Here is a 25,203-nt window from a genome sequence, read left to right on the forward strand (position 1 = left end):
CGATGTCCACCACCGCCACCGCCCTGATCGACCGGATGCCCACCTGCCGCGGACGGCTGACCGCCGCGGCGCCGCTCGCCAACGTGACGTGGTTCCGCGTCGGCGGGCCGGCGGAGGTCATGTTCCGCCCGGAGGACGCCGATGACCTGGCGGGCTTCCTGGCCGGGCTGCCGGACGACGTGCCGGTGACGGTTCTGGGCGTCGCCTCCAACCTGCTGATCCGCGACGGCGGCATCCCCGGCGTGGTGATCCGGCTGGGCCGCAGCTTCGCCGGCATCGCGGCGGACGGGCTGACGCTGGCGGCCGGGGCCGCGGCGCTCGACCTGAACGTCGCCGCCGTGGCGCGCGACGCCGGCGTCGCCGGGCTGGAGTTCCTGTCGGGCATCCCCGGCACCATCGGCGGCGCGCTGCGCATGAACGGCGGCGCCTACGGCCACGAGATCAAGGACGTGCTGGTTTCCGCCCAGGGGGTGACCCGCCGCGGCGAACGCGTGTCCTACGACAACGCCGGCATGGGCTTCACCTACCGCCACGCCGGGGTGCCGGAGGACGTGATCTTCACCGGCGCCACCCTGCGCGGCACGGCCGGCGACCCGGCGGAGATCGCCCAGCGCATGGCGGAGATTTCCGGCAAGCGCGCCGACACCCAGCCGGTCCGCTCGCGCACCGGCGGCTCGACCTTCAAGAACCCGCCCGGCCACAAGGCGTGGGAGCTGATCGACCGGGCGGGCTGCCGCGGCCTGACCGTCGGCGGCGCGCAGGTGTCGGAGAAGCACTGCAACTTCCTCATCAACCAGGGCACCGCCACCGCGGCGGAGCTGGAGGCGCTGGGCGAAGAGGTCCGGCGCCGGGTGTTCGAGACCTCCGGCGTCACGCTGGAGTGGGAAATCAAGCGGGTCGGCGTGGCCCGCGAAGGAGCGTCCGCATGACCACCCCCCACAAGAAGCATGTCGCCGTCCTGATGGGCGGCTGGTCGGCGGAGCGCGAGGTGTCGCTGGTCAGCGGCGCCGGCGTCGCCAAGGCGCTGGAGGAGGAAGGCTACCGCGTCACCGCGGTGGACGTGCAGCGCGACCTGGAGGGGCTGCTGCGCGCGCTGACCGACCCGCGTCCCGACGCGGTGTTCAACGCCCTGCACGGACGCGGCGGCGAGGACGGCACCATCCAGGGCGTGCTGGAATTCCTCGGCATCCCCTACACCCATTCCGGCGTGCGCGCCGCCGCCGTCGCCATGGACAAGGCGATGACCAAGGCGCTGCTCGCCCCGGTCGGCGTGCGCTCGCCCAAGGGCCTCGTCCTCACCAGGGGCGAGCTGACCGGCGGCGCCCACCCGATGCCCGCCCCCTATATCGTCAAGCCGGTGGACGAGGGTTCGACCGTCGGGGTCACGCTGGTGCGCGAGGGGCAGAACAGCCCGGTCGGCGACGCCTGGACCTTCGGCGAGCGCGCCCTGGTCGAGGAGTTCATCCCGGGCCGCGAGCTGACCGTCGGCGTCATGGGCGGGCTGGACGGCGAGTGCCGCGCCATCGCCGTGACGGAGATTCGCTTCGAGGCACAGGTGTATGACTACACGGCTAAATACAGCGCCGGTCATGCCGTTCATACTGTGCCCGCGCAGATTCCCGAGAACGTCGCGGAAGAAGCCAAGAGGCTGGCGATTTTGGCCCACCGGACCCTGGGGTGCCGCGGCGTTTCGCGCAGCGACTTCCGCTGGGATGACCGTAAAAGTGGGACCGACGGACTCTATTTCCTGGAAATCAACAACCAGCCGGGCATGACGCCGCTGTCGCTGGTTCCCGAACAGGCCGCAGCCGTGGGCATCTCCTACGGGGCCCTCGTCGCTTGGATGGTGGAGAACGCCGCATGTCAACTCGACTGAGCATCGATCCGCAGTTCCGCGCCGGTTTCGGGGGCTCTGCGAACCGGGGCCGCGACGACATGGCGGTGCCGCCGCGCGCCATGGCGAAGTCGGCCCAGAAAGGCAACCGCCGCCGCGCCTGGCCGCGCTGGACCCGCCCCGCGGTCAAGGCGGCCATTCTGCTGACTCCGGTCCTGGTCGTCGCCGGCATGGCCGCGTCGGCGTGGCAGCGCGGCACGTTCGCCGAGACCACCGCGGCGCTTCATGAAAGCCTGATCCAGGCCAGCGCGTCGGCCGGCTTCGCCATCGCCGACGTGCTGGTCGAGGGCCGGACGGAGACCGAACCGGCCTCCATTCTGCGCGTGCTCGGCGTGCAGCGCGGCGACCCGATCCTCGCCGTGACGCTGTCCGACGCCAAGGAGAAGCTGGAAAGCCTGCCCTGGGTCGCCTCGGCCTCCATCGAGCGGCACCTGCCCGACATCCTGTTCGTCCGCCTGACGGAACGGCAGCCGATGGCGATCTGGCAGCACGACCGCAAGTTCACCGTCATCGACCGCGAAGGCCGCCCGCTGGCCGACGCCACCGAGTTGGCGCGGCGCGGCAACCGGCGGATCGAGACGCTGCCGCAGGTCGTCGGCGCCAACGCGCCGATGCAGGTGCCCAAGCTGCTCGCGGCCCTCGACAACGTGCCGGCGCTGCGCGAAAAGGTGAGCGCCGCCTCCTGGGTCGGCGACCGCCGCTGGGATCTCAAGCTGAAGAACGGTGTCGTGGTGAAACTGCCGGAAGCCCGCATGCAGGCCGCGCTGCGCCAGTTGGCGGAGCTGGACGCGACGGGTCAGGTCCTGGACCGCGACATCGTGGCCATCGACCTGCGGCAGAACGACCGCGCCGTGCTGCAGACCTCCGCCACCGCCGTCCTGCCCTGGACGGAGGAGGAGAACAAGAAGAAGCCCGGCAAGAAGACGTGATCCTTCCTCACCCCTTCTCCTGACTTACGAACGACCGGACGCATCGAGGCCATAGGGTTGTGCTGAACATGGGCTTCAACGGGGCGAAAAAGCCAAAACGAGCCACCCGCGGCGGGATCATCGCCGCGCTGGACGTCGGCTCGACCAAGGTGTGCTGCCTCATCGCCCGCGTCGAGGATGCGGGGGCCGTTCGCATCGTGGGGATCGGCCACCAGATCGCCACGGGCGTCCGCGCCGGCGCCATCATCGACATGGAGGCGGCGGAGACGTCCATCGGCGCCGCCGTCCATGCGGCGGAGCAGATGGCCAACGAGACGATCCGCGACGTGATCGTCAACGTGTCCTCGCCGATCTCCCACGGCTTCAACGCCGAGGTCGCCGTCTCCGGGCAGGAGGTGACGGAAAGCGACGTCCGCCGCGCGCTGGCCCACGCCCGCAGCCTGCAGGTCGGCCCGGACCAGGCGCTGGTCCACGCGATCCCCGTCGGCTTCGCGCTCGACGGCAGCCGCGGCATCCGCGACCCCAAGGGCATGTACGGCGAGCGGCTGGGCGTCCAGGCCCACGTCATCACCTCGCCCGCCGGGGCGGTGCGCAACCTGCAGACCTGCGTGGCGCGCTGCCACCTCGACATCGAGGGACTGGTCGCCAGCCCCTACGCGTCGGGCCTCGCCTGTCTGGTCGACGACGAGATGGAGATGGGGTCCGCCTGCATCGACATGGGCGGCGGCACCACGACGATCTCGGTCTTCTCCGAAGGCACGCTGGTCTGGTCGGACTGCATCCGGCTGGGCGGCAACCACGTCACCAACGACATCGCGCGCGGGCTGACCACGCCGGTCGTCCACGCGGAGCGCATGAAGACGCTGCACGGCAGCGCCATCACCAGCCCCGCCGACGAGCGCGAGATGATTGACGTCCCCCAGGTCGGCGAGGAGGAGCGCCTCGGCGCCAACAACCTGCCGAAATCCTATCTGGTGCGCATCATCCAGCCGCGGCTGGAGGAAATCTTCGAGCATGTCCGCTCGCGGCTGGAGCAATCCGGCTACGCGAAGCTGGTCGGCCGGCGCGTCGTCCTGACGGGCGGCGCCAGCCAGCTTCCGGGCATGCGCGAACTGGCGCAGCTGATCCTGGACAAACAGGTCCGCATCGGGCGACCGACGCGGATCACCGGTCTGAACGAGGCGCAAGGCGGTCCGTCCTATTCGACCGCCGCGGGCCTCCTTCTCCACGCCGTGCGCAATCCGGCGGAACTTCCCGTGGCGGGCCATGAGGCTGGCGCCGGCACGGGGTTCTTCGGTCGTGTCGGCCTGTGGCTGCGGGAGAACCTGTGATGATCCACCGGAAATGGTTCCCGGCCCCAAAAAGGCTCCCGCCGCACCACGGCATTCCTGCCTAAAAACATCACCCGGACCCAACCGGGCAAAGAACCCGCGACGCAAAGCATCGAACCAATCAAAAGGTTGTGGAGGCCATAACATGATCAACGTGACCATCCCCAGCATCGAGCCCGAACTGAAGCCCCGCATCACCGTCTTCGGTGTCGGCGGCGCCGGCGGCAACGCCGTGAACAACATGATCAAGTCCAACCTGGAAGGCGTGGACTTCGTCGTGGGCAACACCGACGCTCAGGCCCTGAAGGGCTCGCTCTGCGAGAAGCGCGTCCAGCTCGGCACCACCATGACCCGCGGCCTGGGCGCCGGCTCCAAGCCGGACGTCGGCCGCGCCTCCGCCGAGGAGCAGCTCGAGGAGATCATCGGTCACCTCGAAGGCGCCAACATGGTGTTCATCACCGCCGGCATGGGCGGCGGCACCGGCACCGGTGCGGCCCCGGTCATCGCCCGCGCCGCCCGCGAGCGCGGCCTGCTGACCGTCGGCGTGGTGACCAAGCCCTTCCATTTCGAGGGCGCGCACCGCATGCGGCTGGCCGAATCGGGCATCGCCGAGCTGCAGCAGTACGTCGACACGCTGATCATCATCCCGAACCAGAACCTGTTCCGCATCGCCAACGAGAAGACGACCTTCGCGGACGCCTTCAAGATGGCCGACGACGTTCTGCATTCCGGCGTGCGCGGCGTGACCGACCTGATGGTGATGCCCGGCCTCATCAACCTCGACTTCGCCGACATCCGCTCCGTCATGACCGAGATGGGCAAGGCGATGATGGGCACCGGTGAGGCCGGCGGCGAGCGCCGCGCCATCGAGGCCGCCGAGGCCGCCATCTCCAACCCGCTGCTCGACGACGTGTCGATGAAGGGGGCCCGCGGCGTCCTCATCAACATCACCGGCGGCTACGACATGACCCTGTTCGAGGTCGACGAGGCGGCGAACCGCGTCCGCGACGAGGTCGATCCGGACGCCAACATCATCTTCGGCTCCACCTTCGACAGCTCGCTGGACGGGGTGATGCGCGTGTCGGTGGTCGCCACCGGCATCGACGCTGCGGCCATGTCCAACCCGCGCACCCTGCACCCGGTCAACCTGTCGCTGGTCTCCGACCGCAACGGCGGCAACGGCGGCCCCAAGAAGCCCGCCGGAGCGGCCGGCCTGACCCAGGCCGCCCCGGCTCCGCTCGCCTCCTCCGGTCCGGTCGCCCCGGCGATCCCCGGCGCCGGCTTGGCTCCGCGCCCGATGGGCGGGGTCGCGCAGCCGCAGGTCCAGCCGCCGGTCCATCCGTCGGAGTTCCAGCAGCACGTTCCGGTCCAGCAGCCGGTCCAGCAGCCGATCGAGCCGATGGCTCAGCACGCCCCGCAGCATGCGCCCCACCCGCACATGCCGATGAGCCACGACCCCATGCAGCCGGTGGAAACCGCTCCGGCCCGCAACGTCGCCACCGGTCCGCTGCACAGCGAGCGCCGCGACGGCCACTTCATCGCCCCGAAGGCCGCCGATCCGGGCCCGCGCCAGCCCTCCGTGCCGATGTCGAGCCAGCTCGCCTCCGCCCCCCAGGCGGAGCCGCCGGCCCGCAAGCCGAACTTCCTGTTCGGTCTGGTCACCGGTCTGGCCGGCCGCAAGGCCGACCCGGCGCCGCAGCCGGCCCCCCAGCCGCAGCATCAGCCGCAGCACCACCATCAGCCGCAGCAGCATCAGCCGCAGCAGCATCAGCCGCAGCACCAGCAGCCGGTGATGCCGCAGCCGCCGATGGCCGCGCCGCAGCCGCCGATGCAGGCCCCGCGCCCGCAGGCGACGGGCGCCGACGGCACCACCCAGAGGATCGACGAGGAAGCGCTGGACATCCCCGCCTTCCTGCGCCGTCAGGCCAACTGACGCGTCACCGAGGCTGGCCCAATTGATCTGAGGGCAACAGCAACCCGCCGGTCGCCGCCGCCTCTTTCGAAGCGGCATCGGCGGGTATCCACAACCTGTTAGACTTCAACCGCCTCCAGAGCTTCGCAAGAACGCTCCGGAGGCGGTCTTTTCGTGTTTGGGGGGACGCCCGTTTCGCGTCCGGCGACGGCGCTCTACCGCCCTGCAACAAACGGTAACAAAGAGTGATTTGTCGTCCACAGGGGCCAATGATACCTAGCATATGCGGTCATAAGTGCTGGCCCGCCCCCCTTCCGAGGGAGACCGGCGGCAAGTCGCGGACCGATCGCACAAAGACCAAGATTGAAACGGGACAGACACCGTGGCTCAGAATCGCATCAAGACCGAAGGCATGCTGCAGCGTACCCTGGCGAAGCCGGTGCGTTGCTCCGGCGTCGGGCTGCATACGGGCGCGACGGTCACCCTGACGATTTCCCCGGCCGAGCCGAACAGCGGCATCGTTTTCCGGCGCACCGACCTCAGCGGCCCCGCCGTGGTAGTCCCGGCGCGCTGGGACCATGTGGTCGACACCAAGCTGTGCACGGTCATCGGCAACGCCCACGGCACCACCATCGGCACCATCGAGCATCTGATGTCGGCGCTGGCCGGCTGCGGCGTGGACAACGCCGTGGTCGCGCTCGACAACATCGAGGTGCCGATCATGGACGGCAGCGCCGCCCCCTTTGTGGAGGCCATCGAGCGCGTCGGCACCGTGTCGCAGAACGCGCCGCGCCGCGCCATCCGCATCCTGAAGCCGGTCACCGTGACCGAGGGCAACAAGAGCGCCACCTTCACGCCGGACCACGGCACGGGCTTCAGCTTCGAGATCGACTTCGCCAGCAAGGCGATTGCCCAGCAGAGCCATGAGTTGGAGCTGGACGCCGAGACCTTCCGCGACGAGATCAGCGCCGCCCGCACCTTCGGCTTCCTCCACGAGGTCGAGGGGCTGCGCAAGATGGGCCTCGCCCGCGGCGGTTCGCTGGACAACGCGGTGGTCATCTCCGGCGACGAGGTGATGAACGAAGGCGGCCTGCGCTTCGACGACGAGTTCGTGCGCCACAAGATCCTGGACGCGGTCGGCGATCTCTATCTGGCCGGCGCGATGTTCGTCGGCCACTTCCACGGCGTCCGCTCCGGCCACGCCCTGAACAACCAGCTGCTGCGCGCGCTGTTCGCCGACGCCAGCGCCTGGTGCTACGAGACCCCGCCGAGCACGGCGCTGCCGGGCGCCGTCTGGAACGCGACCAAGCGGCTCGCCGTCGTCGCCTGACGCGCCTCGAACGCCGGGTTTGCCCCTGCCCTCCCCTTCCGGGGAGGGCGTTTTCGTTTTGCGCACTCCCCTCCCCTACCGGACTCGCGCGCAAGGAGTTTCGCGCGCACTCCCCTCCCCTTCCGGGAGTGGACGGGAGCGATTCCCTCTTCACTTTCCCGAAATCGAAGAAGTATTAAATTATATCAATACTTTATGTGGTGTTTTTGAGACGTTGGCTGAGATGACGCCATCGACATCCCCTCTCCCGGTACGGGAGAGGGGACATGAGGCGATTCACCGATCCGCGGCATAGGCGCCGAAGCGGGTGTCTTCCTTCAGGATGTGCTGGCCCAGCCAGTCGGCGCAGAACTCGAACACCGCGTCGCCCGTGATGGTGTCGCGCTGGGCGTGGAAGCGCTCGCGGTAGGATTCGACGTTGCGCGTCAGAGCGTCGTGCAGGGCCTTGTGCGCGGCGAAGGTCGGGTAGTTGGCCTGGGCCATGTGCGCTTCTTCGCGTGCGAAGTGATCCTTGGTGTAATGGATCAGTTCGTCGAGGATCGCTTCGACGATGTCAGGAGAGGCGCGGTTTTCGTCCGCACTCAGCTTGTTGACGATGTCCACGAGAACGCGATGATCCTCATCGAGTTCTTCGATGCCGACGCTCATCCAGCGCGACCATTGAATGGAGTCCATAGCGATCCCCCGTCTCGTTTTTCTTATGGCGCTTCGACCCTTTATGGAACCGGCGGCGAGGGGCGTCAACGCGGCACTCGGCCGCGCCGCCCCTCCCCTTCCGTCCCCCGGCCAGACGGCGATCAGCCGGCGATCAGTTCGGCCCACTCCTGCTCGCTGAGGATGGTCACGCCCAGGTCGCGCGCCTTGGCGGCCTTGCTGCCCGCGTCCGCCCCGCAGACCACGTAGTCGGTCTTGGCCGAGACCGAGCCGGCGACCTTGGCCCCCAGCGACTCGGCGCGGGTCTTGGCCTCGGTGCGGGTCATGGTCTCCAGCGTGCCGGTGAAGACCACCGTCTTGCCGGCGACGGGGGAGCCGCTGGCCGCCTTCGGGCGCTCGGCGTCGGCCACCCGGACGCCGGCCGCGCGCAGGTCGTTGATGATGGCGCGGTTGCGCTCCTCCTGGAAGAAGCCGGCCAGCTCCTCCGCGGCGACCTCGCCCACGTCGGGGATGGCGACCAGCTCGCCCCAGCCGGGGCCGGGCTGCGCGCCGACCGCGGCGAGCATCGCCGCCTTCCAGTCCGCCAGGGCGCCGTAGCGCTCGGCCAGCGCCTGGGCGGCCCGGCTGTCCACCTTCTTGATGCCCAGCAGCTTGATCACGCTGTCCAGCCGCAGCGCCTCCTGGCCGGCGTAGAAGTCCAGCTTCGGCAGGTTCTCCGGGTCGGCGAACCAGACGAGCAGCGCGTCGGCCTTCACCGGGCCGAGGCCGCTCAGAGCGTGCAGGTCGCGCCATGCGTCGCCCGGCATGTTGGCGACGGCGCGCTCCATCCCTTCCAGCCAGCCGTCGATGGAGCCGTAATGGCGGGCCAGCGACTTGGCGGTCACCTCGCCGATGTGGCGGATGCCCAGCGCGAAGATGAAGCGGTGCAGGTCGATGCGCTCGCGCCGCTGGTTGATCGCGGCGAACAGGTTCTCGACCGACTTCTCCTTCCAGCCAGGACGGCCGAGGATGGCGATCTCGCCCGCCGCCACCCGGCGCTCCAGCGTGAAGATGTCCACGGGAGAGCGGATCAGCCCGTCCTCCCAGAACTCCTCGATGGTCTTCTCGCCCAGCCCCTCGATGTCGAAGGCGTTGCGCGACACGAAATGGCGCAGCCGCTCCTTGGCCTGGGCGGCGCAGATCAGGCCGCCGGTGCAGCGGCGCACCGCCTCGTCCGGCTCGCGCACGGCGAGGCTGCCGCAGACCGGGCAATGGTCGGGGAAGACGTAGGGCACGGCGTCGTCGGGGCGCTGCCCCTCCACCACCCCGACGATCTGCGGGATCACGTCGCCGGCCCGCTGGACGGTCACCAGATCGCCGATGCGGATGTCCTTGCGGGCGATCTCGTCCTCGTTGTGCAGGGTGGCGCGGCTGACCACCACGCCGCCGACGGTGATGTCCTCCAGCTCGGCCACCGGGGTCAGGGCGCCGGTGCGGCCGACCTGGATGGTGATTCCCGTCAGACGGGTCTGCGCCTGCTCCGCCGGAAACTTGTGGGCGATGGCCCAGCGCGGCGCCCGGCTGACGAAGCCGAGCCGCTGCTGAAGCTCCAGGCTGTTGACCTTGTAGACCACCCCGTCGATGTCGAACGGCAGCGCCGAGCGCTCCTCGCCGATCTTGCGGTAGTGGGTCAGCAGGGCTTCGGCGCCGTCGCACAGGTTGGCCGGGCGGTTCAGCGAGAAGCCCCAGCCGCGCAGCCGCTCGCGGATGCCCCATTGGGTGTCGGCGATCGGCTCCGACAGCTCGCCCAGCGCGTAGCCGAAGAAGCAGAGCGGGCGCGACGCGGTGATCTTCGAATCCTTCTGGCGCAGCGAGCCGGCGGCGGCGTTGCGCGGGTTGGCGAACAGGTCCTCACCCCGCTCCGCGTAGGCGCGGTTCATCGCCAGGAAGTCGTCGCGGTTCATGTAGACCTCGCCGCGCACCTCCAGCACCGCGGGATAGGGAGCCTTCAGGGTCTGCGGCACGTCCTTGATGGTGCGGACGTTGGCGGTCACGTCCTCGCCCTCCGTCCCGTCGCCGCGGGTGGCCGCCAGGACCAGCCGGCCGTTCTCGTAGCGCAGCGAGCAGGACAGCCCGTCGATCTTCGGCTCGGCCACGAACTCCAACGGCGCGTCGTCGGACAGGCCGAGGAAGCGGCGGACGCGGGCGACGAACTCGTGCGCCTCCTCCGGCTCGAAGGCGTTGCCGAGCGACAGCATGGGCAGGGCGTGCCGCACCTTGCGGAAGCCCGCCGCCGGGGCGGCACCGACGCGCAGAGACGGCGAATCGGCCCGGCGCAGCTCCGGATAGCGCGCCTCGATCCCGTTGTTGCGGCGGACCAGCGCGTCATAGTCGGCGTCGGAAATCTCCGGCTTGTCCTGCTGGTGGTAGAGCCGGTCGTGGTGAGCGATCTCCTGGGCCAGCGCGGCCAGTTCCGCCTGCGCCTGCTCCACCGTCAGCTCCTCCACGGGGATGCTGCGGAGCGCGGCGGGGGTGTCGAACAGGTCGTTCATGGCGGGTCTCTTCGATGCCTTCTCGTGTGGACGGCGCGGGATCGGCGGGCGCCGCCGGGGGCGCAGCATAGCGCCGCGGGGGCGTGCCGTGGAGTCCGGCCTTGAGCCGGTCTGGCATTCGGCCCCCTGCGCACCAACCTTGAATCCAAGGCCCTTGAGAGGTGCGGGGGTTCCAGGGTTGCGTGTATGATGAGCCGGCGCCCGTGAACGGATGTGCTGTATGACCGAGCCGACCAGCCGTGCGACCGCCGGCAGCCTGACCATCGACGATCGCTTCGTCATCGCCGCGGCGCTTGACCGCATCCTGTACGACGATCCCGACCAATTCGCGACGGAGGACGCGCGCCTGCTGCGCCGCATGATCCCGCGCACCCGCTCTCCCTGGCTGCGCCTGGGCTTCCGCGCCGAAAGCCAGGGACCGTCCATGTCGGGCCGCGCCGCCGGGGTGGGCGACGTGAAGATGGACGGCGACAAGAAGGTGGTCGAGGGCGGCGTGGGCGAGGCCCCGGTCTGGCGCTGCGGCCAGTACAAGATCTCCAACCACGGCGACGATCTGGAGATCTGGCAGGTGATGAGCGACGAGTTCGCGGAGGAGCCGAAGGGCGCCCGCCTGGAATACGGCCCCACCGGCGCGCCGGAACGCCTGACCTTTTTCCAGCCTCGCGACCTTGAGTTGCGCATCCCTTTCACGGGCATCGCCGTCGGTCTTCGTCTGGGCGGCTGGCAGCCCTGGAAGCGCGCCGCCTAGGACCGGCATAAGCCTGCGCCCGGTTGTCGCATACCAGAGTATTAAAACCTTCCGGCAGTGAACCGCCAGACGGCGGGCGAACGACGCTTCGCCGCATCTTTGCGAAGTTTTCCAGCGACTTGAGAATCCGCCTTATCTCTTATGACCTCGGCAAGAGTCTGGCATGGGAAATTATCTGATTTTCTTGGTTTTCTCTTTTTATCTCTCGTCATCTGATAAATTTAATATTTTACAGAGCTGCAATAGAGCATGAAACTAATCGTTAAAATTGTCATGCCCATGATGCCCGCATGGTGATAGCCGAGCGGTGATCAGCCGGGAGGAGCCCCGGTCCAGCCGCAGTTCAACGCTTGCCAACCAAGAACAAAGAGATGAACACCATGGACCGTGGCATTCAAGCCGGCACTCAAGGCGGGATTCAGGAACGCCTCTCCTTTCTGCGGATTGGTGGTGACACGGCCACGCTTCTGAAGGAAGCCTGGAGCATCGCCGAGCCGCAGCTGCCTATCATTCTCAAGGACTTCTACGACCACCTCCTCGCCATTCCGGAACTCCGGACGATCCTGGACGGAAAATCCGTCGAGCGGCTGAAGGAAGCCCAGGTCAACCACTGGCGACATCTCTTTTCCGGGAGCTTCGACGACGTCTATCTGACGCGCGTGAAGGCGGTGGGCCAGGCGCATTACCGCATCGGCCTGCACCCGCGCTGGTATTTCGGAGCCTACCGGCTGGTCATGGGACGGCTGGGCGGTCTGATCGGCGAGCGGCACCGCCGCGACGCGCCGCGCGCCATGAGGATCATGGGGGCGGTGGAAACCGCGATCTTCCTCGACCTCGACCTGTCCTTCGACGCCTACAGCACCGCCGTGATGACCATGACCAACCGGATGCTGGTCGAACTGGCGGAGAATTTCCGCGACACCGTGCAGGGCGCCATCGAAACCGTCGGCCACTCGGCGGCGGCGGTCAACGCGGCGACCGGCGCGGTGCGCGACATCGCCCAGGACACCGGCGTGCGCACCGAGCATCTGACCGTCGCGGTCGCCGGCACCGCCAGCAACGCCCGCGCCATCGCCGCCGCCGCCGAGGAGCTGACCGCCACCAACCACAGCGTGGTGTCGCGCATGGAGAGCGCCTTCTCCATCGTCGACGACGCGCAGGCCGCCACCCAGCGCTCGACCGAGGCGGTCACCGCGCTGGCCGGGATCGCCGGGCGGATCGGCGGGACGCTGAAGCTGATCAACGCCATCGCCAACCAGACCAACCTGCTGGCGCTGAACGCCACCATCGAGGCGGCCCGCGCCGGCGAGGCCGGGCGCGGCTTCTCCGTGGTGGCGGCGGAGGTGAAGGTGCTTGCCAAGCAGACCGCCGGAGCCACCGAGGACATCACCCGCCTGCTTCAGGAGATCGACGGCGCGACGGGCCGGACCCGCGACGAGATCGCCGGGATTGGGACGGTGGTCGGGGCGCTGCGCACCCATTCGCAGGACGTGCTGTCCATCATGGGCCAGCAGAACGACGCCACCCGCGAGATCGCCCAGAACATCCATGAGGCCAGCCGCTCCGCGGAGCGCATGTCCGATGAGGCCGGGCATCTCGCCGACGGCGCGCGGTCGGTCATGGCGTCGGTCGAGGACGCCTTCCACACCACCGCGCGGCTGACCGGGACGGCGGACGAACTGCGCGCCGCGCTGGACAAGTTCCTGTCGCACATGATGTCGCTGCGCGTGGCGGCGTGAGGCAGGGGGGCGTCGATCAGGCCGCGTCGAACGGATGCAGCGGGTCGGGGTGATGGTCCGTCAGCGCGGCGAGGGCGTGGACATCCCCCGACAGGCCGAGATCCGCCATGGAGGGCACCGCATCCGCATGGACCGGCGCCGCGGCCTCCAGACCCTGGGCGACAAGGTGCTGCCACACCGTGTCCTGGCCGTCCGCCGACAGGGCCGAGGCCATGGCGCCGCTTCCCGAGGCGCCTGCGGAGGACGGGAACCAGGACTTGTCGGCGTCGACGACCAGCGTGCCGTTCCACCACAGTCCGGCCTGCCCCTTCACCACGTCCTTGCCGTCGAGCGCGCCCTTGTCATAGGTGACGTTGGCGGCGGTCGGGCTGTGGGCGGTGCCGTTGATGGTGACCTTGTTGACGAACAGGTTGCGGTCCTGGCCGTTCACGAAGCCGTCGTTGTCGTACTGGACCTGCACCTTGTGGGCCTGGTCGGCGGTCAGGTTTGCGGTGAAGCTGTAGTCCTTGGCCGCCGAATCCACCGTGGCCTGCCCCACCGTCTTGCCGTCGACCAGCAGCTTGAAATGCGCGTTCACCCCGCCGGCCGGCGCGCCGGAGGCGTTGACGGTGATCGTCGTGGCGCTCTGCGCTGTGGGCACCGGCGCCGACTGGGCGATCTTGGCGAGCAGGGCGTCGGTGTCCAGCTCGAAAAAGCCGGCGGTGCCCATGGCCTTGCCGGTGCTGCGGGCGAGATCGAGGAACTCTCCCTGGGTCAGCCGGGTGCCGGTCTGCTCCACCCACGCCTGCTGCGCCTTCGCCACCGCCGCGGTGACCGCCGGGGCGGCGAAGGAGGAGCCGTTGGCCGTGTAGGTGACGCCCGACAGGTTGGTGATCCGCACGTCGGTGCCGTCGGCGCAGATGTCGGTCAGCGTCGGGCTGCGCTGCGCCCAGGACGGGAAGGCGCCGTCGCCGGTGGAGGCCGAGACGCAGATCTGGTTCACGTCGGCCGAGTAGCTGGACACGCCCTGCGTCACACCGCCGTCGCCGCTGTTTCCGGCGGCGGCCACGGTCAGCACGCGCTTGGCGGCCAGAGCGGCCAGCTCGTCGGAGATCGAGGTGGTGGCCGCGGTCGTCTGCGCGCCGCCGCCCAGCGACAGGTTCACCGCCGTGATGTTGTAGGCGTCGGCGTTGGCGACGACCCACTGCAGGGCCTTTTCGATGTTGGCCTCGCTGGCGCCGCTGCCGTCGTCGGGCATGACCTTCAGCGCGATGATGCCGACGTCGGGCGCGTTCTCCAGGATTTCCGCGGTGACCAGCGCGCCGTGCGTGTTCGCGTTGGCGACCATGACGTCGTTGTCGTTTCCGTAGAAGTCATGCTGGTAGACCAGCCGGCCCGTGTTCCAGGCGGAGGACAGGCCGCTGTCGATCACGACGACGTTGCCGGCGGAAGCGGAGCTGTTCGACATCTTGCCAACCTTGTTCGTTCTTGGGCGTTCGTTCTTGGGCGAACGGCGCCCGGTTACCGGACGCGCAAGGCTGGACTATGCGTGTTTTGCTGTGGCCGCCGTATGACCGCTGCGGGCGATTGCTGTGACCTCGACGGCGGATTTGGCCCCCTCCCCTCCGGGGAGAGGGCGCGTTCCGTGCGGCGGGCATGGGATTCCCGGAAGTTATCCCCGGCCGGCGATCAGGCTGTCAGCGGCGGCGCGGGCCTCGGCGGTGACGGTGGCGCCGGACAGCATGCGGGCGATCTCCTCGCGGCGGTCGTCGCCGTCCAGCTCGACCACGCCAGTCGTCACCTGCTCGCCCTTCACCGACTTCTGGACCTTCAGGTGGATGGAGCCGCGGGCGGCGACCTGCGGGCTGTGGGTGACCACGAGCACCTGGAGCCCTTGCCCGAGCGTCTTCAGCCGCTCGCCCACCGCGGCGGCGACGGCGCCGCCGATGCCGGTGTCCACCTCGTCGAAGACCAGCGTGCCGACGGTCGAGGTCTGGGCCAGCACCACCTTCAGCGCCAGCATGAAGCGCGCCAGCTCGCCGCCGGACGCGATCTTGTTCAGCGCGCCGGGGGGGGAGCCGGGGTTGGTGGCGACTTGGAAGGCCACGCGGTCCATGCCCGACGCCGTCCAGTCCGATTCGTCGGTCAGCGGCTCGACCAGCGTGCGGAACTTCGCCTTCTCCAGCTTGAGCGGGGCGAGTTCGGCGGCGACCGCCGTATCCAGGCGGCCGGCGGCCTGCTGGCGCTCCCGGCTCAGCGACTCGGCGGCCTTGCGGTAGGCGTCGCGGGCGACCTCGGCCTCGCGGGCGAGGCGGGCCAGCAGATCGCCCTGGTCCTCGATCAGCAGCAGCCGGTCGGCCATGTCCTTGCGCAGGGGGGCCAGCGCGTCCACGTCCACCCCATGCTTGCGGGCGGCGGCGCGCAGGGCGAACAGCCGCTCCTCCAGCTTCTCCAGGGCCTGCGGGTCCATGTCCACGTCGGAGGACACGGCCTGGAGACCGGCGATGGCCTCCCCCGCCTCGGTCGCGGCGCGGTCCAGGGCGGCGATGACCGGGTCGAGCTTGCCGGCGGCCTTGTCGGCGATTCGGCTCAGCGTGCGGATGGCCGAGGAGAGCGCGCGCTCCACCCCGCGGTCGCCCGACAGCTCCCCATAGGCGGCGTTCAGGGCGTCGACCAGCTTTTCCCGGTGCATCAGCACGGCGCGGGTCTCGGCCAGCTCCTCCTCCTCGCCGGCCTTGGGGGCCAGCGCGTCCAGCTCGGCCACGGCATGGCGGAGATACTCCTCCTCCGAGCGGGCGCGGGCGATCTCGGCGGCGGCGTTGGCGCGCGCGTCCTCGACCTGTCTCCAGGCGCGGTGGGTGGCGGCGACCTGGGCGGCCTGGGCGGCCAGCCCGGCGTAGGCGTCCAGCACGCCGCGGTGGGTCTGCGGATTCAGGAGGCCGTGCGTGTCGAACTGGCCATGGACCTCGACCAGCTCCTCGCCCAGCCGCTTGAGCAGGCCGACGCCGACCGCCTGGTCGTTGACCCAGGCGCGGCTGCGCCCATCGGCGCTGACGGTGCGGCGGACGACCAGCCGCTCCTCGGGGTCGAGTCCCTGCTCCCTGAGGATGGCGAGCGCCGGGTGGTCGCCCGACAGGTCGAACTCCGCGGTCACCGACGCCTGATCGGCGCCGTGGCGGACGAGGCCCGAATCGGCCCGCGCGCCCAGCGCCAGACCCAGCGCGTCGAGCAGGATCGACTTGCCCGCACCGGTCTCGCCGGTGAGGACGCACAGGCCCTTGCGGAAGCCCAGCCCCAGCCGTTCGATCAGGACGACGTCCCGGATCGTCAGCGACGCCAGCATGGATCGTCCTAGAACAGGGAGCTCCAGGCTCTGCTGATCCAGGACTTCTCGTTTCGCTCCGGACGCACGTTGGCGTCCACCAGCAGTGCGTAGCTGTCCGTGTACCATTCGCTGCCGGGGAAGTTGTGGCCGAGCACGGCGGCGGCGGTCTTCGCCTCGTCCGTGATACCCAGCGCCAGATAGCACTCCACCAGCCGGTGCAGCGCCTCAGGGACGTGGGAGGTGGTCTGGTAGTTTTCAATCACCATGCGGAACCGGCCGATGGCGGCGGTGTACTGGCGCTGCTTCAGATAAAAGCGCCCGACCTCCATCTCCTTGCCGGCGAGATGGTCGTTGGTCAGGTCGATCTTGATCTTGGCGTCGCGGGCGTACTGGCTGTCCGGGAAGCGGCGCACGACCTCCGACAGCGCGTCGAGCGCCATACGGGTCATGCGCTGGTCGCGGCGGACGTCGGTGATCTGCTCGTAATAGGACAGAGCCCGCATGTAGTAGGCGTAGGCGACGTCCGGGCTGCCCGGATGGAGCTGGATGTAGCGGTCGAGCGCCAGGATCGCGTCGTCGTACTTCAGATCCTGGTAATGGGCGTAGGCCGCCATGATCTGCGCCTTGCCCGCCCATTCGGAATAGGGGTGCTGGCGCTCCACCTCGTCATAGAGCTTGGCGGCCACCTTGAACCGCTCCTCCCGCATGGCGGCGTCGGCCTCTTGGTAGATCTGCTCGGCCGGGCGCTCGACATACTGGTCCTCGGGTTTGGTCGAGGAGCAGGCGGTCAGGGCGGAAGCCAGGAGGAGGGCCGCAAGCGGCAGACGGGAAAAACGGCGGGGCATGGTCGTCGCGATGCTTTCGAAGTTGGCCCTATATAGCACGCCGGGGCGCGGGGGCGGCAAGCCGCTTCGGCGAACAAATTTCGAACCTCGCCGCCGTGACGCGGCCGGGCGGCCGGATTGGAAGGCGGAAAGCGGGGTCGGCTCAGCCGAACCGATCAGCCGAACAGGGCGTCGATGTCGGCCTGGCTGATGTTGCCCATCTCCTGATGGTCGGCCGGGCCGTGCAGCTCCAGCGTCTCGTCCATCTTGGTGACGGTGGGCGGCAGAGGCATCGCCTCGAACTCGCGCTTGTTCCAGTGGCTCATCATGGCGTCGACGCGCTCCTCGATGAAGGACAGGGCGCGGACGACCTTGGTGATGCGCTGGCCGGTCAGGTCCTGGAAGTTGCAGGCCTCGTAGATGCGGACGATCACGTCGTTCATGTCGTTGACGCGGTCGGCGTGGTAGCCCTCCGGCAGCGACGACTTCAGCTCGTGGACGACCTCCTCCAGCTCCTCGGCGCAGGCCATGATGGTGTTGGTCGCGGCCTCCGTCGCCGAGACGACGGCGTTCAGCTCCTGCGACGCCTGCACGAACTTGTCGTCGCCGGCCAGCGGGTGGCGAATCGCCGCCATCTCCACCTTGGTGGCCTTGATGCGGCCGGAGATGTCGGCGATCTCGACCTGGATCTGGTCGATCTGCTGGGCGTCCATGGTCAGGAAGCGGTCGAGCTTCGCACCGAGATCGCTGATGGCGCGGATGACGTCGCTGTTGTCCACGGTGACCGGACCGGACGGCAGCGACGCCAGCGCCGGCGCCAGGGCGGCGGCGTCATCCGCCACCGCCTGGTAGGGGTTGCCGGTCCGGCGGGCCTTCTGAAGCTCCGCCATGAAGGGTTTCGAGAGATTCCTCATGCGGGCTGCGCCTCTTTCCGAAGGGACGTCCGGGGCATCCGCGCACGCCGGCCCGTCTGGTCAGGACTGCCCGCCAAGGCCGGCATCGACCCGGCGGGCGACGATCGTCATAGCAAACTTCAGGTCCCAATGCGCCGGCCGATTGGCGCTGCGGCAACTCTTCACAATTCCGACGCCGAACCGTCTTGCTGACCGTGGGGTCAGCCGAACAGGGCGTCGATGGCCGCCTGATCCAGGGGCGCCGGAGGCTCGTCCGCCGCGGGCGGCGGGGCGGCGGCGGCCGGCTTGGCAACCGGCTTCGGAGCGGGCTTGGCCGCCGAGGCCGGCTTCGGCACCGGCTTCTTGGCGGCGGGAGCCGCAGCCGGGGCGGGCGGCGCCGCGGCCGGGGCGGGAGCCGGGCTGTCGAACAGGCTGTCGATGTCGGCCTGGCTGGCCTTCGCCGGCGCGGCGGGGGCCGGGGCCGGGCTGTCGAACAGGCTGTCGATGTCGGCCTGACTCGCCTTGGCTCCGGTCTGGGCCGCCGGGGCGGCGGCCGGAGGCGGAGCGGGCGGCGGTTCGGGAGCCGGCGGAGGCGGTGCCGCCATCGCCGGACTGTCGAACATGCTGTCCACGTCGGCCTGGCTGACGCCGAGGCCGTCGAGCTGGGGACCGTTCAGCAGATGGGCGTCCGGCCGGGTGTCCGTGTTCTCGTGGGAGACCTGGATGCCGGCGAGCTTCTCGACGCCCCAGATGTTGATCATCGCGTTGACGCGCTGCTCGATGTAGCGCAACGCGTTGACCACCTTGCTGGTGCGCTGGCCGGTCAGGTCCTGGAACGAGCAGGCGGTGAAGATGTTGGTCACCTCCCCCTCGATCTCGGAGCACAGGCCGGGGTCGGCGCCGTCCGCCTTCAGCTTGCCCGACAGGTCCATCAGCCGCTCGGCGGCGTTCAGGATCTCGAAGGACGCGCGTTCGGTGGAGATGACGATGGCGTCCAGCTCGTTGGTCGCCGACGTGATCTTGTCGCCGCCGGCGTCGGGCGGACGCAGGGCCGCGACCTCGCGCCGCGCCTGCTCGATGGAGGCAGCCATCTCCATCAGCTCGCGCCGCAGAACCTCGACGTGCTTGGAGGCTTCCACCACCTCGCTCTGCTGATGCCAGGAGTTGCGGAACTCCAGCAGCATGTTGCGCACCTCCTCCGCCGCGGCCCCATGGGCCCGGCGGTGGAAGCGGCGCAGGAAGGCTCGCCCCTTGGTCGTGCGGGCGATCGCTTCCTCGATCTGGTCGAACTCTTCCTCGGAAAGCTGCGGAAGCTGATCCAACCCAACCACTCCTTACCCGCCGATGACGGCCTGGATCTTCTGCTTCAGGGTATCGGCGTTGAAAGGCTTCACGATGTAGTTGTTCACACCGGCCTGCTTGGCGGCGATCACGTTCTCGGTCTTGCTTTCGGCGGTGACCATGATGAACGGGGTCGAGGCGAGCTTGGCGTCGGCGCGAATCTCCTTGAGGAGCTGCAGACCGGTCATCGGCTCCATGTTCCAGTCGGAAATGATGAGGCCGAACTTGCTCTCGCGCAGCTTCTGCAGGGCCGAGACGCCGTCGCCGGCCTCGTCGATGTCCGTGTAGCCGATCTGGGTCAGGAGGTTCCGCACGATGCGCCGCATGGTGGCGTAGTCATCGACGACAAGGATCTTCATCTACGCGTCTCCGCATTCTTCCGTTGCTAGGCACCGGCCCGGCGTTCAGCCGCCCGGCGCGGCATGGCGTGCGCCGAGGTCGGTCTGGTCCGACTGTGATGCCTTAAGTCTGCCGAAAAGTCATCCCTCACGGCCACAGTGACGCACGCCCGTAAATATCGGGTTACCAAGACCGCCGAATTTCCGCCAAACCCCGACGCGATTGGCATCGCGTCCAGGGTGCGGGCGCGCGTCCGGCGGTGGTCCGAACAGGCATACCCCTGCGCCGGGTGGGGACCTTGCCAGAATTCACAGGCGAACGCACGGGCTGATTCTCGCTCCACGCGCCCTCACCCGCCGGCAATGGTCCACGCCGGGGCATTTCCCTCAGACGATGATCGGGGAGGTCGCCTGCCTCAACCATTGCGTCACGGCGGCATCCCCCTCACCCGCGAGCCGCGGTTCCAGCGCCTCGCGCACCTGGGTGTGGTAAGCGTTCAGCCAGGCGATCTCCGCCTGGGTCAGCAGCGCCGGCTCGACCAGATTGCGGTCGATGGGGGCCAGGGTCAGCACCTCGAACCCCAGCATGGGCCGCTCCGCCATCGGCAGGTCGAGCGGCTGGACGACGATCAGGTTCTCGATGCGGATGCCGTAGGCGCCGGTCTTGTAGTAGCCGGGCTCGTTGGACAGGATCATGCCGGGCTGCAGCGCGACGCTGTTCGGCACCTTGGAGATCCGCTGCGGCCCCTCGTGCACCGACAGGTAGCTGCCCACCCCGTGGCCGGTGCCGTGGTCGTAGTCGAGCCCCAGCGACCACAGCGGCAGGCGGGCCAGCGTGTCGAGCTGCGACCCGGTGGTGCCGCGCGGGAAGCGCGCCGTGCTGACGGCGATGTGGCCCTTGAGAACCAGCGTGAAGCGCTCGCGCATCTCCGGGGTCGGCGCGCCGATGGCGATGGTCCGCGTCACGTCGGTGGTGCCGTCCTGATACTGGGCGCCGCTGTCCAGAAGGAACAGGCTACCCGGCTCCAGCCGGCGGTCGGTCGCCTCCGACACCCGGTAATGGACGATGGCGCCGTTCGGCCCCGCCCCGGAGATCGTGTCGAAGCTGAGGCCGCGGAAACGGTCGTTGGCGCGGCGGAAGGCCAGCAGCCGGTCCGCCGCCGCGATCTCCGTCACCGTGCCCGACGGCGCCTCCTGCGACAGCCAGTGCAGGAAGCGGACGAGCGCCGCGCCGTCGCGGGCGTGGGCGGCGCGGGTGCCGGCCAGCTCCGCCTCGTTCTTGCAGGCCTTGGGCAGGGCGCAGGGGTCGGGGTCGCGCTCCAGCTTGGCGCCGGCCATGTGCAGCCGGTCGAAGATCCAGGCCGAGGTGCTCGCCGGGTCGGCCATGACCTTGCGCCCCTCGCGCCCCAGCGCGTCGAGCGCGGTCCCCAGCTCGTCCGGGGCGCGCACGGCGACCTGGTTGCCGAGATGGGCCTCGACGCCCGGCGCCAGCTTGCGGCGGTCGATGAACAGGTCCACCTGCGCGTCGTCCTTCAGGATCGCGAAGGACAGAGGCAACGGCGTGCAGGGCACGTCCGCGCCGCGCAGGTTGAGCAGCCACGCGATGGAGTCGGGCTGGGTCAGCACCACGGCGCCGATGCCGTTGCGCGCCAGATCGCCGGCGATGCGGGCGCGCTTGTCGGCGGCGCTGTCCCCGGCGAAGACGAGGTCCTGGGCGACCACCGGGGCCAGGGGCGGCGGCGGCTGGTCCGTCCACACGCGGTCCACCGGGTTGTCCGGGCAGGGCACCAGCGACAGTCCGATGCGCTCCAGCTGCTGGCGGGTGCGCTCCACCCAGCCGGCGGTGTGCAGCCACGGGTCGTAGCCGAGCCGCCCGCCGCGCGGCAGCGCCTCTCCCACCCATTCGCTCAGCGGATCGTCCACCAGATGCCGGTATTCGTAGAGATCGCCCGACACCTCCGCCTGGACCTGGAGGGTGTAGCGCCCGTCCACGAAGATGGCGGCGCGCTGCCGTCCCACGACGGCGTGGCCCGCCGATCCGGTGAAGCCGGTCAGCCAGGCGAGCCGCTGGGCGCGCGGCGGCACATACTCGCCCTGATGCTCGTCGCCGCGCGGCACGATGAAGCCGTCGAGGTCGGCGCGCGCCAGGACGCCGCGTAGGGCGGCGATCCGGGCGGCGTAATCGGGCGCCGGGGCGGCGCGGCTGTCCGCGAGTTCGGCCTTCAGAGCGCGGAGCTGACCGGCGAGATCCTCCGGAATCCGCGCCCCGACCAGGACCATCCAACCGTCGGGGTCCTCCCCCTCCGGCGCGGCGAGCACCCCGGCGACGAGGCTGCGGATGTCCGCGGGGGTTTGGGACAGGCCCGCTTGGGCCAGAAGCTGCGCCAGGGTTTCGTCGCCGCGGTAAGCGCTGGACACGGGGGCTGATCCTCATCCGGTGAAGCCGTCCGCGACAGGCTAGGCAGGGACGCCCCACCGCGCAAGCGCGGGAAAGGGCATAGCCGCGTGAAGGCTCCGGGGAGACGCCCTACAGCCCCGAATCGTCGGGCAGGCCCAGCCGCTCCAGCACGCGCTTGCGGGCGAGGCCGCGGTCGACGTCGGGGACATGGAGCAGGCCGCCGATGCGGCGCAGCAGGTTGGCCTCCAGGTCGTTCAGCTCGCCGTCGGCGTAGGCGACCTCCCACAGCATCTCGATGATCCACAGCCGCTTGTCCGGCGGGCAGTGGTCGTTGATCACCGTGACGTAGCGGTAGTAGGGCGAGGCGCCTTCCGTGTCGAACACGGCGGCCGACAGCAGGTCCTGCGCCTCTTCCTCGCTCAGGTGGAAATGGCGGCGGGTGACGTCGAGGATGCGCTCGCGCTCCGCCTGGGAAATGGTGTTGTCGGTGCGTGCGGCCTCGACCAGAAGGGCGGCGGCGGCGGCCTCCAGCCTGTGGCGGTCGTCGCCGGGGTCGTTCTCCTGGAACAGCGCCCTGATCCGGTTCAGCATCGGTCCTCCGCGGGTCGTCCATATGTCCGGAAGACATTGGCGACGGAAGGACCGAAATCCAGGGGTGTCAGCCCTTTACGGCCTTCCGCTTCGGGCGCTTCACCACAAGGGTGGTCCATTCGCCGACCGGAATGCGCGCGACCAGATGCAGGCCCTGGGTGCGGTGCGCCTGGATGACGTGGCGCTCCTGCCGGTTCAGCAGACCGGCCAGAACGGCGACGCCGCCGCGCTGCAGGTGGCGCTTCAGCTGCGGCGCCATGCGGGCCAGCGGGCGGGCCAGGATATTGGCGGTGATCAGCCGGTAGGGCTTGTGTTTCCCAACGATGGCGGTGTGGTAGCCGTCGCCGCCCTGCGAGCGGACGCGGGCCTTCACCCCGTTGAGGGCGGCGTTGACGCGGGTGACGCGCACCGCCTCCGGGTCGATGTCCACGGCGGTGACGGGCACCCGCCAGCGCTTGGTCACCGCCAGCGCCAGGATGCCCGAGCCGCAGCCCATGTCGAGCGCCCCGCCCCGTCCGGCGCGCGGCAGGCTCATCCGCCGGGCCAGCCGGTCCAGCGCCATCAGGCAGCCCTTGGTCGAGCCGTGCTCGCCGGTGCCGAAGGCGGTGGCGGCGTCGACCAGCAGCGGGATGCTGCCCGCCGGAACGATCCCCTCATGGTGGGAACCGTGGACGAAGAAGCGCCCGGCCTGGATCGGCGGGAAGCCCTGGTAGCTGTGCGACACCCAGTCGATGAGGGGCAGTTCCTCGATGATCAGCTTGGGCTCGGGGATGCCCACGGCCTCGGCCAGCACGGCGACGCGGGCGTTCAGCCGGGGCTCGTCCGGCTGCCCGTAGACCGTCGCCTCGACCAGCCAGTCGCCGTGCTCCTCCAGCTCGAAGGTGGACACCGCATCGGCATGATCGCCAATCGCCTCGGCGAACGCGGGGGCGTGGGCTTCGGGAATGACGAGCGCGATGCGCCAGAGCTTGGAGGAGGACATGGAAGGTCGCCGATGATGGGGTGGTCGTTGTCTGGTGGGAGACTTAAACACACAGACGCGGAGACACAAAGATTTCCTGCAGCCGGGACGTCCCGCGGTCGAGCGCGTTCGCCATCGCCGCACACGGGTGCCGCACCCGGAAACCGGTCGGCCACGCTGGATCGACCCCGGCGTGCGGCATTTTGGCCGACGAAAGCACGTCACAGGCTTGCTGCCGCTTTTCTTACCACTTTTGAGCGGGCACACTGCACCCGGAGACAAGCGGGCCAGGGGTCCGCCAAAGGCTGTTTTGTGGGCACAGGGGGGAGACGGGCTTGATGCAGCGTGTTTGCAAAGCGGCCAGGGCATGGATGGCCGCGCTGGTGGCGGTTTCCGGGGCGGCGATGGTGTCGGGCTGCGCGCTCGATCCGGCCGGGCTGGCGATCGGAGCGATGAACGCGGCGAGCATGCGGTCGGAAGCGTCGCTGGTGGCCGATATGGTCCCCTCCTACCGGGGCACGGGCTGCCAAGCCCTGGCGTCGCTCCAGAAAGGCTACATCGACCAACTGCCCACGGTGGACCCGTCGTACCGCGAGGCGGTGGTGGTCAACATCAAGGCGGTGCGTCAAGTCATGGCGGAACAGAGCTGCGCGGAGGGTGGCGGCACGGTGGCGGGTGCAGGCTCCGCACCGGCGACGACCGTCACCACCGGCCCCAATGGCATCAGCGGAGCGGTGGCCGGCACGGTCGCTCCCGCCGCGGCACCGGCGAGCGAACCGCAGGGGGCGATGGGAGCGGCTGTGGGTCCGTTGACCGCCCAACTGGCGCAGGCCTTGGGGCTGGAGTCGCCGCGCGGTCTGGTGGTGACGGCGCTGCTCCCGGGCAAGGCGGCCGAGCTGTCGGGCATCCGCGGCGGCGACGTGATCCTGGAGGTGCGCGGCGTCGCGGTGGATGATGTGATGCAGATGCGCCGTGTTCTGGGCGCGGTGCCCAGCGGGCAGAGCGTGCTGGTCAAGCTGTGGCGCGCCCGCGAGCCGCGCGAGCTGATCGTCGGCCCCATCACCAGCACCACCCCGGCGCTGCCGCCGGGTGCTGTGTACGCCGATGCGCCGGTCCTGCCGGCGGCGCCGGTGCGCGAGCGCTTCTGCGTGGCCCAGATGACCGGTTCGGGCCTGTTCTCGAGCAGCGTGCACTCGCCGCTGTTCACGGTGCGCAACGACGGCAGCGAGGCGGAAAGCGCCAAGCTGACGACGGCTTTTTGGGAGGCGGCGCGGAAGGCTCAACCCGGATATTGGCTGGCGCCGCACCCGCGGCCGACCTGCAACCGGGATTCCACGGTCTGCACGTCGGCCAGCGCCGACTCCGACGTTCTGATGATGCTGTGCGAGACGGACCGCGAGAAGGGTGCGGCGGTCTACGAAGCGCTGCGGCGGGACAAGCCGGTGACCGAGCTGGCCTGGTCGCCGCCGGCGCCGTGAGGCGAAG

General features: G+C 69.5%; 19 protein-coding genes and 2 pseudogenes. 9 read left to right on the forward strand and 12 right to left on the reverse strand.

Going from position 1 to position 25,203, the window contains the following annotated elements:
• Window positions 1-2 precede the first annotated feature (2 nt).
• The 6 genes from murB to lpxC all read left to right on the forward strand — a co-directional run bounded on the left by murB (window position 3) and on the right by lpxC (window position 7,396).
• Window positions 3-929, forward strand: coding sequence for a UDP-N-acetylmuramate dehydrogenase (murB, locus tag ABVN73_RS09630; protein ID WP_353857796.1), 927 nt, complete (start codon window positions 3-5; stop codon window positions 927-929).
• Window positions 926-1,876: a D-alanine--D-alanine ligase gene (locus ABVN73_RS09635; protein ID WP_353857797.1), complete on the forward strand. Its 951-nt coding sequence runs from the start codon at window positions 926-928 to the stop codon at window positions 1,874-1,876. The genes murB and ABVN73_RS09635 overlap by 4 nt, the downstream gene beginning before the upstream one ends.
• Window positions 1,861-2,823 carry a cell division protein FtsQ/DivIB gene (locus ABVN73_RS09640; protein WP_353857798.1) on the forward strand — a complete coding sequence of 321 codons (963 nt, stop codon included), beginning with the start codon at window positions 1,861-1,863 and terminating at the stop codon, window positions 2,821-2,823. Before ABVN73_RS09635 ends, ABVN73_RS09640 begins: the two co-directional genes overlap by 16 nt.
• A 68-nt stretch (window positions 2,824-2,891) precedes the next feature.
• Entirely contained in the window at window positions 2,892-4,154 is a 1,263-nt protein-coding gene (gene ftsA / locus ABVN73_RS09645) for a cell division protein FtsA (RefSeq protein ID WP_353859475.1), read from the forward strand.
• Window positions 4,155-4,299: 145 nt separating this feature from the next.
• Window positions 4,300-6,087, forward strand: coding sequence for a cell division protein FtsZ (gene ftsZ / locus ABVN73_RS09650; protein ID WP_353857799.1), 1,788 nt, complete (start codon window positions 4,300-4,302; stop codon window positions 6,085-6,087).
• 391 nt (window positions 6,088-6,478) lie between these two features.
• A complete protein-coding gene (gene lpxC, locus ABVN73_RS09655) occupies window positions 6,479-7,396 on the forward strand; it encodes a UDP-3-O-acyl-N-acetylglucosamine deacetylase (protein ID WP_353857800.1) in 918 nt (305 codons plus the stop codon).
• Between the two features lie 276 nt (window positions 7,397-7,672).
• On the opposite strand, the gene ABVN73_RS09660 is transcribed toward lpxC, so the two are convergent.
• Both ABVN73_RS09660 and ligA read right to left on the reverse strand, forming a co-directional pair.
• A complete protein-coding gene (locus ABVN73_RS09660; RefSeq protein WP_353857801.1) occupies window positions 7,673-8,071 on the reverse strand; it encodes a bacteriohemerythrin in 399 nt (132 codons plus the stop codon).
• 122 nt (window positions 8,072-8,193) lie between these two features.
• Entirely contained in the window at window positions 8,194-10,581 is a 2,388-nt protein-coding gene (gene ligA / locus ABVN73_RS09665; RefSeq protein WP_353857802.1) for an NAD-dependent DNA ligase LigA, read from the reverse strand.
• A 220-nt stretch (window positions 10,582-10,801) separates the two neighbouring features.
• Here ligA and ABVN73_RS09670 point away from each other — a divergent pair, with 220 nt between their 5' ends.
• A complete protein-coding gene (locus ABVN73_RS09670) occupies window positions 10,802-11,329 on the forward strand; it encodes a hypothetical protein (protein ID WP_353857803.1) in 528 nt (175 codons plus the stop codon).
• A 380-nt stretch (window positions 11,330-11,709) separates the two neighbouring features.
• Complete coding sequence (locus ABVN73_RS09675; protein WP_353857804.1) at window positions 11,710-13,068, forward strand: globin-coupled sensor protein; 1,359 nt, start codon at window positions 11,710-11,712, stop codon at window positions 13,066-13,068.
• A 247-nt stretch (window positions 13,069-13,315) separates the two neighbouring features.
• On the opposite strand, the pseudogene ABVN73_RS09680 reads toward ABVN73_RS09675, so the two are convergent.
• The 10 genes and pseudogenes from ABVN73_RS09680 to ABVN73_RS09725 all read right to left on the reverse strand — a co-directional run.
• A pseudogene (locus ABVN73_RS09680) lies at window positions 13,316-13,777 on the reverse strand (carbohydrate-binding domain-containing protein); the annotation flags it as partial.
• 84 nt (window positions 13,778-13,861) lie between these two features.
• Window positions 13,862-14,515 (reverse strand): annotated as a pseudogene (locus tag ABVN73_RS09685) (S8 family serine peptidase); the annotation flags it as partial.
• A 204-nt stretch (window positions 14,516-14,719) separates the two neighbouring features.
• Entirely contained in the window at window positions 14,720-16,390 is a 1,671-nt protein-coding gene (recN, locus tag ABVN73_RS09690; RefSeq protein ID WP_353857805.1) for a DNA repair protein RecN, read from the reverse strand.
• 8 nt (window positions 16,391-16,398) lie between these two features.
• Window positions 16,399-17,217, reverse strand: coding sequence for an outer membrane protein assembly factor BamD (locus tag ABVN73_RS09695; protein ID WP_353857806.1), 819 nt, complete (start codon window positions 17,215-17,217; stop codon window positions 16,399-16,401).
• Window positions 17,218-17,372: 155 nt separating this feature from the next.
• The gene (locus ABVN73_RS09700) at window positions 17,373-18,110 is read right to left on the reverse strand and encodes a protein phosphatase CheZ (RefSeq protein ID WP_353857807.1); all 738 of its coding nucleotides are present in this window, start codon (window positions 18,108-18,110) and stop codon (window positions 17,373-17,375) included.
• Window positions 18,111-18,310: 200 nt separating this feature from the next.
• Entirely contained in the window at window positions 18,311-19,420 is a 1,110-nt protein-coding gene (locus ABVN73_RS09705) for a protein phosphatase CheZ (protein ID WP_353857808.1), read from the reverse strand.
• Window positions 19,421-19,423: 3 nt separating this feature from the next.
• Window positions 19,424-19,789 carry a chemotaxis response regulator CheY gene (locus ABVN73_RS09710; protein WP_014241240.1) on the reverse strand — a complete coding sequence of 122 codons (366 nt, stop codon included), beginning with the start codon at window positions 19,787-19,789 and terminating at the stop codon, window positions 19,424-19,426.
• 366 nt (window positions 19,790-20,155) lie between these two features.
• A complete protein-coding gene (locus ABVN73_RS09715) occupies window positions 20,156-22,186 on the reverse strand; it encodes an aminopeptidase P family protein (RefSeq protein WP_353857809.1) in 2,031 nt (676 codons plus the stop codon).
• Between the two features lie 109 nt (window positions 22,187-22,295).
• Window positions 22,296-22,757, reverse strand: coding sequence for a TerB family tellurite resistance protein (locus ABVN73_RS09720; RefSeq protein ID WP_014241242.1), 462 nt, complete (start codon window positions 22,755-22,757; stop codon window positions 22,296-22,298).
• A 67-nt stretch (window positions 22,758-22,824) separates the two neighbouring features.
• On the reverse strand, window positions 22,825-23,739 hold the full coding sequence (locus ABVN73_RS09725; protein WP_353857810.1) for a 50S ribosomal protein L11 methyltransferase: 915 nt from the start codon (window positions 23,737-23,739) through the stop codon (window positions 22,825-22,827).
• Between the two features lie 350 nt (window positions 23,740-24,089).
• Here ABVN73_RS09725 and ABVN73_RS09730 point away from each other — a divergent pair, with 350 nt between their 5' ends.
• Entirely contained in the window at window positions 24,090-25,196 is a 1,107-nt protein-coding gene (locus ABVN73_RS09730) for a PDZ domain-containing protein (protein ID WP_353857811.1), read from the forward strand.
• The last annotated feature ends 7 nt before the right edge of the window (window positions 25,197-25,203 follow it).

It is taken from the genome of Azospirillum formosense, assembly GCF_040500525.1.
Taxonomy (GTDB): Bacteria; Pseudomonadota; Alphaproteobacteria; order Azospirillales; family Azospirillaceae; genus Azospirillum; species Azospirillum formosense_A.